This window comes from Microbacterium sp. MYb45, assembly GCF_002979655.1.
Lineage (GTDB): Bacteria > Actinomycetota > Actinomycetes > Actinomycetales > Microbacteriaceae > Microbacterium.
Window position 1 is genome coordinate 410,431 of record NZ_PCPG01000001.1, and the last position, 13,764, is coordinate 424,194.

A 13,764-nucleotide genomic window follows, 5' to 3' on the forward strand; every position below is an offset into this window, starting at 1 on the left:
AAGAGCGGCGCAGTTGCCGCACAGTCAGTCGAAACGAAGGAGAGACGAAATGACGAGTATCGCTGATCTCAGGATCGCTGTTCGCGAAGCGTCGGACTCCGCAGCCTCGAACGACATCTCGTCGGGGCGGGAGACGATCGACGAGGCCATCTTCCGCAGTTTGGTCGGCCGTGACACCGAGGCGATCGACACGACCGTGTCCGCCACCGAGACCAACAACCCCCAGATGTGCACGACGATCATGGGGCCCACCTGCCAGAACAACACGGTGTGCAATTGCGCCGTCGGTCCGACATTCGCAGCGGAACCCGCTGCCCCGGTGACGTTCGGCTGGCGCGCCTAGCGCCGGATGCCAGGCCCAACCCCCGCGGCGTGGGTCGAGGACATCGGGGACTCGGAACGCCATAACTGGCCCGTCCTGCTGATCTGGTCGCAGGTGAGCGACCTGTGCGAGGAGCTGTCCGAGCTCGAGCGCACATGTGACGTCCTTGCGGAGGGCGCATTGGTGGGCGCGTTCGCGAGCTCGTTCGTTTCGCAGGCGACGACGCTTCTCTCGCTTGCTGCGCAGGATGAGTACGAGCGGGTGAGTGGACGTTCCATCCCTGACGACGGCCGTGAGATGTGGGAGGAGTTCGCCGAGTCCGGGCACCGCTGGGCGGAGTTGATGGATCTCGGCGATCTCGTTCCGAGAGCGGAGCGGCTCGGAACCGTCTTCCGCCGCGCTGCGCGCCTGTTCGTCGACGATCTCCGTGCCGAACTCGCGTCGGGAACCTGGGCAGCGGAGTTGCTCGCCTCCGTGAGCCACCTGAAGGTCCTCGGAGACGTGCATCCGCGCGGAGCGGTCCTCGGCATCTATGCCGAGGGACGCCCGGTGCTGGTGTACAAGCCGCGCTCGCTCGCACCGGATGTGCTCATCGACGAGATCCTCGGCATCCTGGAGCTGCCCGATCCGCCGAGGATCCCGCGGACTCTCGATCGCGGGACGCACGGCTGGCAGGAGTACATCGTCTTCGAGAACGTGGAGACAGACCGGGAGCGTGCCGTCTACTACCGACGATTCGGTGCACTGATCGCGGTCGCGAGCGCCCTCGGCATGCAGGACCTCCACTACGAGAACGTGAAGTGCGCGCGGGGTGCGCCGTACGTCATCGACGCGGAGTGCGCGTTCGGTTCCGGGCTGTCCTCCTCGTCGCCGGCCGACGACGGGTACTTCGCCCGAAACGCCCCCAGCCTCCTCACGACGCTCCTCGTCCCCAACTGGGGCAAACGCTTCGAGGACGCCGATCCGTACGACGCGAGTGCCCTCGGTGCGTTCGCCGACCCTGCGCGGCAGGCGCAGGTACGGAGGATCACCCGCCGAGACGGAGTACTGCGCACATCGTACGAGCGGCTGCTCGAGCCTCAGGTGTTCGGGAGTCAGCCCCACATCGGCTCGACCCGCGCCCCGTTCGCCGATCATGTCGCCGATCTCGAGGAGGGCTTCGGCGACGCGTCGGCTCGTCTGAGCGATCCGGACGTGCAGGAGCGCATCATCACCGCCGTCGCACGGCGGGACGACCGGAGGTGCCGGATCCTCACGCGCTCCACGGCGTCGTTCGTCAGTCTGCTCCAGGTGAAGGCGCCGCACGGCGAGCGAACGGCCGGGGCCTCGCCTTCGAGCGCAGAGGTCGCGTGGATCCTGCAGGAGGAGGCACGGCAGCTCGATGACGGCTGCGTGCCCGTGTTCGAAGTCGATGTCGGGCGAGGTCGCCTCGAGTCGGGCACGGGGAACGCCCTGGGGACCGGACGCGACGTACTCGGCCTGTGGACCGAGCGCTTCCTCGCCCTCACGGACCGGGGCGCGGTGCCCGGTCAGACCCACCTGCTGCGACGGAGTCTCGAGCTGGGCCTCGAGGATCCGGATTGGACCGTGGACTCGACACCCCGGACCGTGCCGCAGGACGTGCGACGGATGCCGAGCCCGGTTCCGATGATCGAGCAGATCGTCGACCGGCTCCGTGCGACCGCGCAGCGGACGGGCGATCATGTGTGGTGGATCTCGTCGATTCAGCACTCTCCGAGTCGCCACGAGATCTTCGTGACGCGGAACGGCGTCTACGACGGACTGGCGGGGATCGTCCTCGCCGCCGGTGCTGCGGGTCTGGAGAGTCATCGGGCCGATGATCTCTATCGTCTGACGAGCGCCTCGCTGCTGCGCGCGCTGGAGAGATTCGTCGAGAGCCGGGCACGATCGACGGATGAAGTGCTCTCGCTCGGACTGGGTGAGGGCCCACTCGGCGCGGCGCTCGCGTTGGGGGAGGCCGCCCGGTTGCGCGACGACGCGGAGACGCTCGACCGGCTGGGCGTCGTGTGTGTGGCACTGGACGGCCTGTCTCCGAGCATGGCTTCCCCCGATCATCTCAACGGCGCCGCCGGTGTGATGCTCGCTGCAGAGCGTCTCGGGGCGATTCGCGGCGCAGCTCCGTTGTCGCGACTCGGCTCGGCGGCTCGCGACCGGCTGGTCGAGATCGTCGCCACGACGCTGAGGAAGGGGCGTGCCGAGCCGGGCCTCGCCCACGGGATGTCCGGGATCGTGCTCGCTCTTGCCGCTGAGGGCGACGATCCCGACGTGCGTGCGTTCGTGAGCGAGTGCTTCGACCTCGAGCAGACGCTCCTCGCCAAGGCGGAAGCTGCCGGGGACAGGGAGCAGGCGCAGAAGGCGCTCTCCGGTTCATGGTGCTGGGGAGCGACCGGCCAGATCGAGTCACGGTTGCAGGTGGGGCATGAGTCGGGCATCGATGAACTGCGCGAGAGGATGGTGGGTTCTCCTCTCACGGGGACGTCTCTCTGTCACGGCAGCCTCGGCCGTGCGATCGTTCAGCAGTCAGCGCCGTACATCGACCGGTGGGGACGCCGTGATGCCGATCGAACGCGTCGTGAGGCGCTCGAGATGCTCATCCGCGATCCGCTCGGTGAGGTCGACGAACCGCCGTACGCGAGCAGGGTCGGGCTGTTCACCGGGCTGTCCGGCAAGCTTCTCTATCTCGCGGCGCACCGCGACCGAGCCAGTGTGCGGCTGGCCTCCCTGTCGTACGAGGTCGGCTGACCGCTCAGGCGAAAGCGTGCGACACGAGGCGCTCGAGCGTGCGGATGCCGTCGCGCGAGAGGATCGACTCGAGATGTCCCTGTACGGAGGCGAAGTGGGCACCGCGCAGAGCGAACACGTCGCCGGAGGCGGCGTCGGCCGAGACCTCCGCCGGCCCGACCGTCGTCGTCTCGGGGGCGACGCGTGCGGTGAACGTGTTGTAGAAGCCGATCGAGGCGTTCTCCCCGAACACCGGGACGGACTTCTGCAGCCCCTGATGCGGGGCATCGAGCGGGGTCAGCGCCACCCCGAGTCGGTCGGCGAGGATCTGGTGGCTGAGGCACACGGCCAGCAGCGGGGCTCCTGCATCGAGGCGACGGGCGACCACGTCGCGCATCCTGGCGATCCGGCGGTTCTGCAGATCCCGGGGATCCCCGGGGCCCGGGCCCGCGACGACGAGGTCGGCGGCATCGAGGTCGGCATCCTGCACCTCGCTCCATCCGGCGATGGTCACGGTGAGACCGAGGTGACGGAGTTGATGGGCGAGCATGGTCGTGAACCGGTCTTCCGCGTCCACGACCAGTGCGGTGCGTCCGACGAACGGGCCGGTGAACTCCTCGCCCTGCGGGTTCAGCCAGAATTCGGCGAGGCGCGCATTGCGTGAAGAGAGCAGCGCGGCGACCTGGGGATCATCGGCGAGAGCACGCTCCTCGGCCGGCGCATCGGCATCGCTGCGTGCCTCGGCCACGCGGTCCCGGTCGATGGCACCGATCGCACCCAGCACCCCTGCGGCCTTTCCATGGGTCTCGGAGACCTCTCCCTGCGGATCGGAGTGACGAACCAGGGTGGCACCGACGGGCACACTGAGCTCCCCGTCCTGCAGGTACACGGTGCGGATCAGGATCGGCGCATCGAGGTCGTGTCCGCCGTCGGCGTTCGGGGTGAACAGTGCGGCGACGCCCGAGTAATAGCCGCGAGGCTTCCGTTCGTGGCGTCGGATCACGGCGCAGGCGTTCTGCATCGGGGATCCGGTCACGGTCGGTGCGAACATCGTCTCGCGCAGGATGTCGCGCGGGTCCAGGGTGCTGCGTCCGCGCAGCATGTACTCGGTGTGCGTGAGCCGCGACATCTCCTTCAGGTGCGGACCGGTGATCCGTCCACCGTCGGAGCACACGGCGCTCATCATCTTCAGCTCTTCATCCACGACCATGAACAGCTCCTCGGTCTCCTTGGTGGAGGCGAGGAAGTCGATCAGGGTCTCTTTGGTGGCCCCGCCTGCGGGGTGACGGAACGTCCCGGAGATCGGATTCATCGTGACGACGCCCTCGCGGGCGACGACATGCGCCTCGGGGCTCGCGCCGACGGCGATGTGGCCGGGGGTGAAGACGGCGAACGTCCAGTACGCCCCGCGTTCGTGCGTGAGCAGGGCGCGGAACCAGGTCAGCGCCGCCGTCCGGTCGTCCATGTCGATGTCCGCGGTGAAGTCGCGCCGGATGACGAAGTTCGCGCCCTCGCCGCGACCGATCTCCTCCGCGATGACCTTCTCGACGATCGCCGCGTACTCCGCATCCGCGATGTCGAACCCGTCGTCGTGCAGCGGCACGGGAGCGGTCGGGAGCGCGGCGAGGAGCTGCGACGTCGGCAGGTGGAGATGCTCGTCGACGATCACGCATCGCAGCGGAGCGCCGTCGTCCTGGGCGACGAATCCGCGTTCGCGCACCTGACGATAGGGAACCATGGCGAAGATCTCGCGGGAGGTTCCGTCGATCGTGAGCGGGATGTCGGCGAGCAGGTCGACATCCACCACGTCGCCGCTGAGCAGTTCGACGGTGTCGGCGCCGTCGCGGGCGATCAACACGAAGGATGCTGCCGGGTCGGCGGTGAGCTCGGCGAGTCGTGAGAGGGTCATCGATGTCTCCTGTGCAAGGCTCCGGCTCGGCGCAACGAAAAAACCGCCCGGGAGGCGGTCTGGATTCGTGGGAACGCGAACACACCGCCTAGAAGGCGGGCCACCAGGTGAAGTTCGCGAGCATGGGGCCGAAACTACCACATCGCCGATGCCGGCTTCGGCGCGATGACGTCACCAGATGCTTCCGCCGGGCTCCTCGACCTCCGCATCGAGGGCATGATCCACGACGAGGCGCACCGCACGTGCCAACTCCTCATCGGCAAGATGCGGGGCACCCGCCGGGGCGGTGCCTGTCGACCATGGAAGATGGACGAATCCTGTCACCGTGCCGGCCGGGACAGCGCCCAGTGCGGTGTAGAGCACGTGATTGCACACGTAGGAACCCGCCGACAGCGAGAGCTGTGCCGGCAGCCCGTGTGTGGTCAGGACCCGGACCAGGTGCTTGACCGGAAGCGTCGCGAAGCGGGCGGCGGGACCATCGGGTTCGCAGGGCGCATCGAGGGGCTGGGCGCCGTCGTTGTCGGGGATGCGCGCGTCCATCAGGTTCACGCCGATGCGCTCCACCGCGATCTGTGGACGTCCGCCGGCGAGCCCGGTGGCGATGACGGCGTCGGGGGAGTGCCGGTCGATCAGCGCGCGGAGGCGTCGCGCGGAGGATTCGAACGCGACCGGCAGTGTCGCGACGATGAGCTCGTGCGGACCGTCGTAGTCGGCGGCGACGGTGTTCACGGCATCGGCCGAGGGGTTGCGCGCCGCGCCGTCGAAGGGCTCGAAGCCCGTGAGAAGAACGACCGCCATCCCTCCAGCGTAGGTGCGTCCGTCCAGCCCACTCGCATCCTGGCGGCGTAGGCTTGAGGGGTGCCAGCAGTGAACCTCGGAATGCCGAAGATCCCCGAAGTCCTCGCCCCCCGCCGGAAGTCTCGGCAGATCAAAGTGGGCAAGGTGCTCGTGGGCGGCAACGCTCCCGTCAGCGTGCAGTCGATGACGACCACGAAGACGACCGACATCAACGGGACGCTGCAGCAGATCGCCGAACTCACGGCATCCGGCTGCGAGATCGTTCGTGTCGCCGTGCCGCACCAAGACGATGCGGACGCCCTGAAGATCATCGCGATGAAGAGCCAGATCCCGGTGATCGCCGACATCCACTTCCAGCCGCGCTACATCTACACCGCGATCGACGCCGGTTGTGGCGCCGTTCGTGTAAACCCGGGAAACATCCGGGAGTTCGACGGCAACGTCGGCAAGATCGCGGCAGCCGCCAAAGCCGCGGGCGTCTCGCTGCGAATCGGAGTGAACGCCGGTTCCCTGGACCGTCGGATCCTCGCCAAGCACGGCAAGGCGACCGCCGAAGCACTCGTCGAGAGCGCTGTCTGGGAGGCGTCGCTGTTCGAGGAGCACGACTTCCACGACTTCAAGATCTCGGTCAAGCACAACGACCCGATCGTGATGGTGAAGGCCTATCGTCAGCTCGCCGAGCGTGGCGACTGGCCTCTGCATCTCGGCGTGACCGAGGCCGGCCCGGCATTCCAGGGGACGATCAAGAGCGCGACGGCCTTCGGCATCCTGCTCGGCGAGGGCATCGGCGACACCATCCGCGTGTCCCTGTCTGCTCCTCCCGCGGAGGAGGTCAAGGTCGGACACCAGATCCTGCAGTCGCTCAACCTGCGCGAGCGCAAGCTCGAGATCGTCTCGTGCCCCTCGTGCGGTCGTGCCCAGGTCGACGTGTACACGCTCGCCGAGGACGTCACCGAGGGGCTCAAAGATATGACGGTGCCGCTGCGCGTGGCTGTCATGGGATGCGTCGTGAACGGACCCGGTGAGGCTCGGGAAGCTGACCTCGGCGTGGCGTCCGGCAACGGCAAGGGGCAGATCTTCGTCAAGGGCGAGGTCATCAAGACCGTTCCGGAGGCGGACATCGTCGCGACCCTGATCGAAGAGGCGAACCGGATCGCTGCCGAGATGGGGCCCGAAGCGCCTCTCGGCACCGCTCAGGTCGTCGCGGTCTGACCGCAGAGGAGATCCATGTCGACGCCCACCATCGTGTCCTTCGCCGGCGGCGCCACCACAGGGGAGGGCATGGTCACCCGGGTGGAGAGCGGCCCCGACGGGACGGTCGTCGTCGTCGATGCGACGCCGTTCCACCCCGTCGACCACACCTGGCCCGACCAGCCGGGTGATGCCGGCGCGATCGCCGCGGGAGATGAGACGGTTCCGGTCGTCGAGGCGCTGATGGCTGCGGTCTCCGACGAGAGCGAGTTCGCCGTCGGGAGCGACATCCCCGTCAAGCGCGGTACCGAGGGGTGGACCTGGCTCGTCGCTCACCGCATCGACGGCGCGGCTCCCGCATGGTTGGCCGAAGGCTCCCGTGTGCGGCTGAGCGTCGACGGCTCTCGGCGTGAAGGACTCAGCCGCGGCCACACGGCTTGCCATCTCGCCTCTCTTGCTCTGGATCTCGCTGTCGCCGACCTGTGGCGGAAGGATCCGGGTGCGGACGCGCTCGGGAATCCGGACTTCGAGGGGCGCGCCAATCAGTCCAGTCGCATCCACGAGGACGGCGCGGTCGATGAGTACCGTCTCGGCAAGAGCCTTCGCCGTGCGGGCTTCGACACCGAGACCTTCGCGGCGACTCTCGCCGACCGGGAGCAGCGGATCAACGCTCAGCTCACCGGGTGGATCGCCGCAGGGGCCACCAGCCGGGTCGAGACGGAGGGGCCGACGATCGTCGATCGCCGTCGCTGGCACTGCGAGCTCCCCGAAGGTGAGGCCGTGATCCTGTGCGGTGGCACCCATGTGGGGTCGCTGTCCGAGTTTTCGTCGATCTCGGTGTCGCTCGATCTGACGGACCCCCAGCTGCTCGTGATGACGACGACGGCGACCCCTGCCGGCTGACCTCAGCGCACGAAATCGATCCGCACCGGAGCGCGGGTGCACGGCCCCGGCGGCGGCGTCACAGAGCGAACTCCACCTCTCCCGCGGCGATGTCCGCACGGGTGACGCGAAGCCGCACGACGTCGCCCGGCTTCGCGCCGGGGGGAACGGGTGCTGTCGCCGTGACGGCCGGTTCCGCGATCTGGATCGTCGCACGCTCGCCGCGCAGCGCGATCACGGTCGCCTCGATCGTCGTCCCGGCCAGCGGAGTGAGCAGCGCGGCCTCGACGGTGTTGATCGTGGCCGAGTTCAACCGGGATGCCCGTTGGCTGGACTCCTGCATGAGAGCGGGGAGCTCGTCGAGCGAGTCACGCACCCAGCCGGGTACCGGTTCGCCGTTCGAGACCGCGAGGCAGATCGTCAGCGTCCAGCGGTCGACGAGTCGGCGCAGGGGAGCGGTGGCGTGGGCGTACGGGGCCGCGATCGCCGCCTGTACGGCGTCCTGCGGAACGGCTCCGTCGAACACTCGATAGCCGGCTCCCCGGAACAGGGATGCCGCCGCTTCGAGGACCGGGAGAGTGATCGGGTCACGGCGATCGAGCCCGCGAAGGTACTCGCCGTACGTGCCCGTCGTCCACGACCGCCCGAGGGCCTCGGTCTGGTGCCGGAAGGTGTCGAAGGCCTCGGCATCCGGTTCCGGCATCGTGCGAAGGATTCCGATCCCGGCATCGAGCATGAGGGACGCCGCCGCCATCCCGGTCATGAGTGAGAGCTGGGCGTTCCACTCCTCGACGGGGAGGGGGCTGCGGCGTTCGATCGCATACGTGCCATCCGGGGCGCGCACGACCTCCTCGTCGGGGAGGTTGAGGCTCGCCCCGCCCCGCAGTCGCTCCTGCTCGATGCGAAGAGCGCCGATCTCGGGCAGCAGCGACGCCGGTCCGTCTTCGCCCCGATCCAGTGACCGCTGCGTGCTCTCGTAGTCGAGTTGCGCGCGAGAGCGGATCAGGGCGCGTTCGAGCCGGAACCCGGTCACCGCACCCGTGGGGTCGAGAGAGAAGGTCCAGACCAACGCCGGGCGGTCGACCCCGGCGAGGAGTGATGCGCGATCCTCGCTGAGGACGGGGGGATGCAAGGGGATTCTGCCATCCGCCGCATACAGGGTCTGCCCGCGACGACGAGCTTCGGCATCCACTGCTCCGTCGGGGACGACGAACGCGGGAACGTCTGCGATCGCGTATCGAACGGTGTAGCCCGATGCGGTGCGCTCCAGCTGGAACGCCTGATCCAGATCGCGCGAGCCCTCCGGGTCCAGAGTCGCGAACGAGAGGTCCCGAAGATCCAGCGTCGGCTGAGGCGCGGTGGCCGAATCCGCTTCGGCGAGCACCGCGGGCGGGAATCCGAGCGATGCCTCGGCAGCTTCCCGCAGGACGGCGAGGGCCGTGGCGAGCTCGGTCTGAGCGGCGGACGTGGACACATGCGATCGGCGCTGCGGCATGGGTCCACACTAGGCGGCGTACCGGCCATCAGTCCGGACACGACTGCCCCTCAGATGGTAAAATGTTACTGGAGAAGATCCAGGAAATCCTCGATGAAGGAGAAGCTCATGAAGGCACTTGTTTTCCGCGGTCCCGGTCAGAAGGCATGGGAGGAAGTTCCGGATCCGAAGATCCTGGCGGGGACCGACGCGATCGTCCGCATCGAGAGCACGACGATCTGCGGGACCGATCTCCACATCCTGAAGGGCGACGTTCCCGACGTCACCGACGGGCGCATCCTGGGGCATGAGGGAGTGGGTGTCATCACGGAGGTCGGCGACGCCGTCACCGGACTGGCGGTGGGCGACCGCGTGATCATCTCCTGCATCAGTGCCTGCGGAAAGTGCGAATTCTGCGTCGCCGGTCTGCAGTCGCACTGCCTTGCGAGCGAAGGCGCACCGGGGATCGGCTGGATCCTCGGGCACCTCATCGACGGTACTCAGGCGGAGTTCGTGAGAGTGCCGTTCGCGGAGACGTCTCTGCACCGGCTCCCTGAAGGGCTCGCTCCCGAGACGGCCGTGCTCCTCAGTGACATCCTGCCGACCGGACACGAGATCGGCGTGCAGTACGGCGGGGTCAAAGCAGGCGATGTCGTCGCCGTCGTCGGCGCCGGTCCGGTCGGCCTCGCCGCGGTCATGACGGCCCAGCTCTACGGGCCGAGCAAGGTCATCGCGATCGATCTCGACGCCAATCGTGCGGAGCTCGCGCTGCAGTTCGGCGCCACGCACGCGGTGGTCTCCTCGGACAGCGACTGGCGTGAACAGGTGATGGCGCTCACCGACGGACTCGGAGTCGACGTCGCCATCGAAGCGGTGGGGATTCCCCGGACGTGGGAGATGGCGGTCGAGATGGTGCGGCCGGGTGGCCACGTGGCCAACGTCGGCGTTCACGGTGCGCCGGTGGAATTCCCGCTGGACCGGCTGTGGATTCAGAACCTCACGATCACGACAGGACTCGTCAACGCGAACACCGCGCGGATGCTGACGAAACTCGTCGCGGAGCAGCGCATCGATCCGAGCGGCTTCGTCAGCCACCTCTTCGCGCTCGACGACATCGAGAGTGCGTACGACACGTTCAGCCGTGCGGCGGAGACCAAGGCGCTCAAGGTGGTACTCAACGCCTGATGCATCGAAGTCGGCCCGACCGTCCGTGTCCCGCGTTAGCGTGTAATCATGACGACTGCATCCAAGGCCCAGACCCTTGTCGGACTCTATGACGCTCCGGAGATCCTCCGCGTCGTGAACGTGTGGGATGTCGTGTCCGCGCGGGCGGTCGCCGCCCTCCCGGAGACGAAGGCACTCGCCACCGCGGGGCACGGCATCGCCGCATCGTTCGGTTACGACGACGGCGCGACCCCCCGCGAGATCATGATCGACATGGTGGGGCGGATCGCTGCCGCCGTCCAGGTCCCGGTCACGGCTGACCTCGACGACGGCTACGGCGACGCGGGCGAGACCACGCGCCTCGCCATCGGGGCCGGCGTCGTGGGCGCGAACGTCGAAGACCGTCTCAAGCCGCTGGATGAATCCGTCGCCGCCGTCGCGGCGATCGTCAAAGCGGCCGAGGCCGAGGGCGTGCCCTTCGCGCTCAATGCGCGGACGGATGCCTTCGTCCGCGCCGGTGCACGCTCGGTCCCGGAGAGCATCGCCGACGCGATCCAGCGCGGGCGCGCCTACCTCGATGCCGGGGCGACGGCCGTGTTCGTCCCCGGCATCCTCGACATGAACGTCACCCGTCAGCTCGTCGAGGGCATCGGGGAGCGCAAGGTCAGCGTGATCGGCATCCCCGGCGCCCTCGCCGCGTCGGAGTACGAGAAGCTCGGTGTCGCCCGGATCTCCTACGGTCCGCTTCCGCAGCGGGTCGCGCTCACCGCACTCCAGGAGCTCGCGGCCGACCTGTACGCCGGCGGCGTCGTGCCCGCGAACCTGCCCGCGCTCAACTGACGGCGTCGAAGACGAGTGGTCACGGCTCACTAGACTTGCTCCGTGGTCACTCGTCTTTCGAACTTCTTCCTCCGTACGCTCCGCGAAGACCCTGCAGGCGCAGAGGTCGCCAGTCACCGGCTGCTGATCCGGGCCGGATACATCCGCCCGCAGGCCGCCGGCATCTTCGCGTGGCTGCCGCTGGGGCTTCGCGTCAAGGCGAAGATCGAGACGGTCATCCGCGACGAGATGGCCGCCGCGGGCGCGCAGGAGGTCCATTTCCCCGCACTCATGCCGCGGGAAGCCTACGAGGCCAGCGGCCGCTGGGACGAGTACGGCGATCTGCTCTTCCGCCTGCAGGACCGCAAGGGCGGCGACTACCTCCTCGCTCCGACCCATGAAGAGGCTTTCACGCTGCTCGTGAAGGACCTGTACTCGTCGTACAAGGATCTACCGCTCACGATCTACCAGATCCAGGACAAGTACCGCGACGAGGCTCGTCCTCGCGCCGGCCTGCTCCGCGGCCGTGAGTTCACGATGAAGGACGCGTACTCGTTCGATTCGTCGGATGAGGGTCTGAACGTCAGCTATCAGGCGCAGCGGGATGCCTACGAGCGCATCTTCCAGAGGCTCGGCCTCGAGTACGTCATCGTGCAGGCGGATGCCGGTGCGATGGGCGGTTCCCGCAGCGAAGAGTTCCTGCACCCGACCCCGGTCGGCGAAGACACCTTCGTGCGCAGCGCCGGCGGATATGCGGCGAACGTCGAGGCTTTCACCACCGCGGTTCCCGACGCCGTCCCGTTCGACGAAGATGCGGCGCCGGTGATCTTCGACTCGCCGGACACGCCGACGATCGAGACGCTGGTCGCGCACGCCAACCGCGAGCTCGAGGGGGAGTTCACGGCGGCCGACACGCTGAAGAACGTCGTCCTCGCCCTGACCCACCTGGACGGCACTCGCGAGCTTGTCATCGTCGGCATCCCCGGCGACCGCGAGGTCGATGAGAAACGCGCCGAGGTGGCGTTCGCGCCCGCCGCGGTCGAGACGGCCACGGCGGATGACTTCGAGAACAATCCGCTTCTGGTGAAGGGATACATCGGTCCCTGGTCGTCGACCGGCGCCGTGCTCGGCGTGGAGTCGGCCACCGGCATCCGCTATCTGGTCGACCCGCGCGTCAGCGAGGGCACCAGCTGGATCACCGGCGCGAACATCGATGAGAAGCATGCGCACTCCGTCGTCGCCGGTCGCGACTTCGCCGCCGACGGGATCGTGGAGATCGCGAACGTGCGTGCGGGAGATCCCGCCCCCGACGGCTCCGGCCCGGTCGAGCTCGCCCGGGGCATGGAGATCGGTCACGTCTTCCAGCTCGGCCGCAAGTACGCCGAGGCCCTGGGACTCAAGGTCTTGAACGAGAACGGCAAGCTCGTCACCGTCACGATGGGCTCGTACGGCATCGGCGTGACCCGCATCCTCGCGATCATCGCCGAGCTGAACAACGACGAGAAGGGCCTGATCTGGCCCGCTTCCGTCGCGCCGTTCGACGTGCAGGTCGTCGCCGCCGGCCGGGACCAGGTCGCGTTCGAGGTGGCAGAGGGACTCTCCACACAGCTCGAGGCCGCTGGTCTCGACGTGCTCTACGACGACCGCCCGAAGGTCTCGCCCGGCGTGAAGTTCGGTGACGCCGAACTCGTCGGCGTGCCGAAGATCGTCATCGTCGGACGCGGTGCGGCCGACGGTCAGGTCGAGCTGTGGGATCGCCGCACCGGCGACCGCGACACGGTCTCTGTGGAAGACGTCGTGGGGCGTCTCTCCGCTTCCTGACAGACCTCGGCCGCGTCGTCAGCAGACGATGTGGCCGTGGTTCATGATGTCGTCGTCCGGTGTGTCGCGGGTGACGAGCGACTTCAGGGCGCCGGCAGCCAGCGCGAGCTTGCCCTTCGCCGGCTCCCAGAACTCGACCACCTTCGGGGTCACCTTGAGGAGCGTGATCCCCGGGGTCTCCAGTCCGTCTGCGAACCAGATCTCGAGCGACGTGGAGTAGAGCTCCTCCATCTTGGTCCGGTCGTGGACGACCTCGGCCGTGCCGGCGACGGATACATAACGCATGCCCTTGGCGTCGCAGTAGGCCAGGCCCACGTCGTGGTGTCGCTGTGCTTCCTCGACCTTCTCGGTGTCCTCGGCCGTGAAGAACCAGATGTTCCCCGCTTCATCCATCTGTCGGGTCGACATCGGGCGGCTCACGAGGTTGCCGTCGTCGTCCGTGGTGGTGAGCATCGCGATGTCGATGTCTTCCACGAGGTCTGCGACGCGGGCGAGGGCTTCGGTTCCTGTGATCTCGGTCATGTCGTCAGAGTGCCGTGCGGGGGAGCGGAGGGCACGGGCATTGACAGCGCGGTCAGGGAGTGCTCACGCCCGCGATGTCGGACGTCGACACGATGCCCGGCGTTGCGGGCCGCGGTCTCC

The 13,764-nt window shown here is 68.0% G+C and carries 11 protein-coding genes; 7 read left to right on the forward strand and 4 right to left on the reverse strand.

What is annotated here, in order from left to right:
• Positions 1-49 precede the first annotated feature (49 nt).
• On the forward strand, positions 50-343 hold the full coding sequence (locus tag CQ034_RS01940; RefSeq protein ID WP_029263682.1) for a hypothetical protein: 294 nt from the start codon (positions 50-52) through the stop codon (positions 341-343).
• Positions 344-349: 6 nt separating this feature from the next.
• On the forward strand, positions 350-3,085 hold the full coding sequence (locus CQ034_RS01945) for a DUF4135 domain-containing protein (protein WP_105709745.1): 2,736 nt from the start codon (positions 350-352) through the stop codon (positions 3,083-3,085).
• 4 nt (positions 3,086-3,089) lie between these two features.
• Here the strand turns inward: CQ034_RS01945 and CQ034_RS01950 are convergent, their stop codons facing one another.
• Together CQ034_RS01950 and CQ034_RS01955 are read right to left on the reverse strand one after the other, a co-directional pair.
• A complete protein-coding gene (locus tag CQ034_RS01950) occupies positions 3,090-4,973 on the reverse strand; it encodes a chorismate-binding protein (protein ID WP_105709746.1) in 1,884 nt (627 codons plus the stop codon).
• Between the two features lie 171 nt (positions 4,974-5,144).
• Positions 5,145-5,771: a pyroglutamyl-peptidase I gene (locus tag CQ034_RS01955; RefSeq protein ID WP_105709747.1), complete on the reverse strand. Its 627-nt coding sequence runs from the start codon at positions 5,769-5,771 to the stop codon at positions 5,145-5,147.
• Between the two features lie 60 nt (positions 5,772-5,831).
• Between CQ034_RS01955 and ispG the strand changes: the two genes are divergently transcribed.
• Entirely contained in the window at positions 5,832-6,983 is a 1,152-nt protein-coding gene (ispG, locus tag CQ034_RS01960; RefSeq protein WP_181156187.1) for a flavodoxin-dependent (E)-4-hydroxy-3-methylbut-2-enyl-diphosphate synthase, read from the forward strand.
• A gap of 15 nt (positions 6,984-6,998) precedes the next feature.
• Positions 6,999-7,865, forward strand: coding sequence for a hypothetical protein (locus CQ034_RS01965; RefSeq protein ID WP_105709748.1), 867 nt, complete (start codon positions 6,999-7,001; stop codon positions 7,863-7,865).
• A 58-nt stretch (positions 7,866-7,923) separates the two neighbouring features.
• Here the strand turns inward: CQ034_RS01965 and CQ034_RS01970 are convergent, their stop codons facing one another.
• Entirely contained in the window at positions 7,924-9,339 is a 1,416-nt protein-coding gene (locus CQ034_RS01970; RefSeq protein WP_105709749.1) for an RNB domain-containing ribonuclease, read from the reverse strand.
• A 108-nt stretch (positions 9,340-9,447) separates the two neighbouring features.
• Here CQ034_RS01970 and CQ034_RS01975 point away from each other — a divergent pair, with 108 nt between their 5' ends.
• The 3 genes from CQ034_RS01975 to CQ034_RS01985 are packed head-to-tail and all read left to right on the forward strand — an operon-like array spanning position 9,448 to position 13,122.
• Entirely contained in the window at positions 9,448-10,503 is a 1,056-nt protein-coding gene (locus CQ034_RS01975; RefSeq protein WP_105710328.1) for a zinc-dependent alcohol dehydrogenase family protein, read from the forward strand.
• A gap of 48 nt (positions 10,504-10,551) precedes the next feature.
• Positions 10,552-11,322, forward strand: a complete 771-nt coding sequence (locus CQ034_RS01980) for an isocitrate lyase/phosphoenolpyruvate mutase family protein (RefSeq protein WP_029263674.1) — start codon at positions 10,552-10,554, stop codon at positions 11,320-11,322.
• Between the two features lie 42 nt (positions 11,323-11,364).
• Positions 11,365-13,122, forward strand: a complete 1,758-nt coding sequence (locus CQ034_RS01985; RefSeq protein ID WP_105709750.1) for a proline--tRNA ligase — start codon at positions 11,365-11,367, stop codon at positions 13,120-13,122.
• 18 nt (positions 13,123-13,140) lie between these two features.
• On the opposite strand, the gene CQ034_RS01990 is transcribed toward CQ034_RS01985, so the two are convergent.
• A complete protein-coding gene (locus tag CQ034_RS01990; protein WP_105709751.1) occupies positions 13,141-13,644 on the reverse strand; it encodes a pyridoxamine 5'-phosphate oxidase family protein in 504 nt (167 codons plus the stop codon).
• Positions 13,645-13,764: the final 120 nt, after the last annotated feature.

What these genes read in the sequence shown, in the direction of transcription:
- CQ034_RS01940 (WP_029263682.1), top strand. Translation starts at nt 50, where the DNA reads ATGACGAGTATCGCTGATCTCAGGATCGCTGTTCGCGAAGCGTCGGAC.
- CQ034_RS01945 (WP_105709745.1), top strand. Translation starts at nt 350, where the DNA reads ATGCCAGGCCCAACCCCCGCGGCGTGGGTCGAGGACATCGGGGACTCG.
- CQ034_RS01950 (WP_105709746.1), bottom strand. Translation starts at nt 4,973, where the DNA reads ATGACCCTCTCACGACTCGCCGAGCTCACCGCCGACCCGGCAGCATCC.
- CQ034_RS01955 (WP_105709747.1), bottom strand. Translation starts at nt 5,771, where the DNA reads ATGGCGGTCGTTCTTCTCACGGGCTTCGAGCCCTTCGACGGCGCGGCG.
- CQ034_RS01965 (WP_105709748.1), top strand. Translation starts at nt 6,999, where the DNA reads ATGTCGACGCCCACCATCGTGTCCTTCGCCGGCGGCGCCACCACAGGG.
- CQ034_RS01970 (WP_105709749.1), bottom strand. Translation starts at nt 9,339, where the DNA reads ATGCCGCAGCGCCGATCGCATGTGTCCACGTCCGCCGCTCAGACCGAG.
- CQ034_RS01975 (WP_105710328.1), top strand. Translation starts at nt 9,448, where the DNA reads ATGAAGGCACTTGTTTTCCGCGGTCCCGGTCAGAAGGCATGGGAGGAA.
- CQ034_RS01980 (WP_029263674.1), top strand. Translation starts at nt 10,552, where the DNA reads ATGACGACTGCATCCAAGGCCCAGACCCTTGTCGGACTCTATGACGCT.
- CQ034_RS01990 (WP_105709751.1), bottom strand. Translation starts at nt 13,644, where the DNA reads ATGACCGAGATCACAGGAACCGAAGCCCTCGCCCGCGTCGCAGACCTC.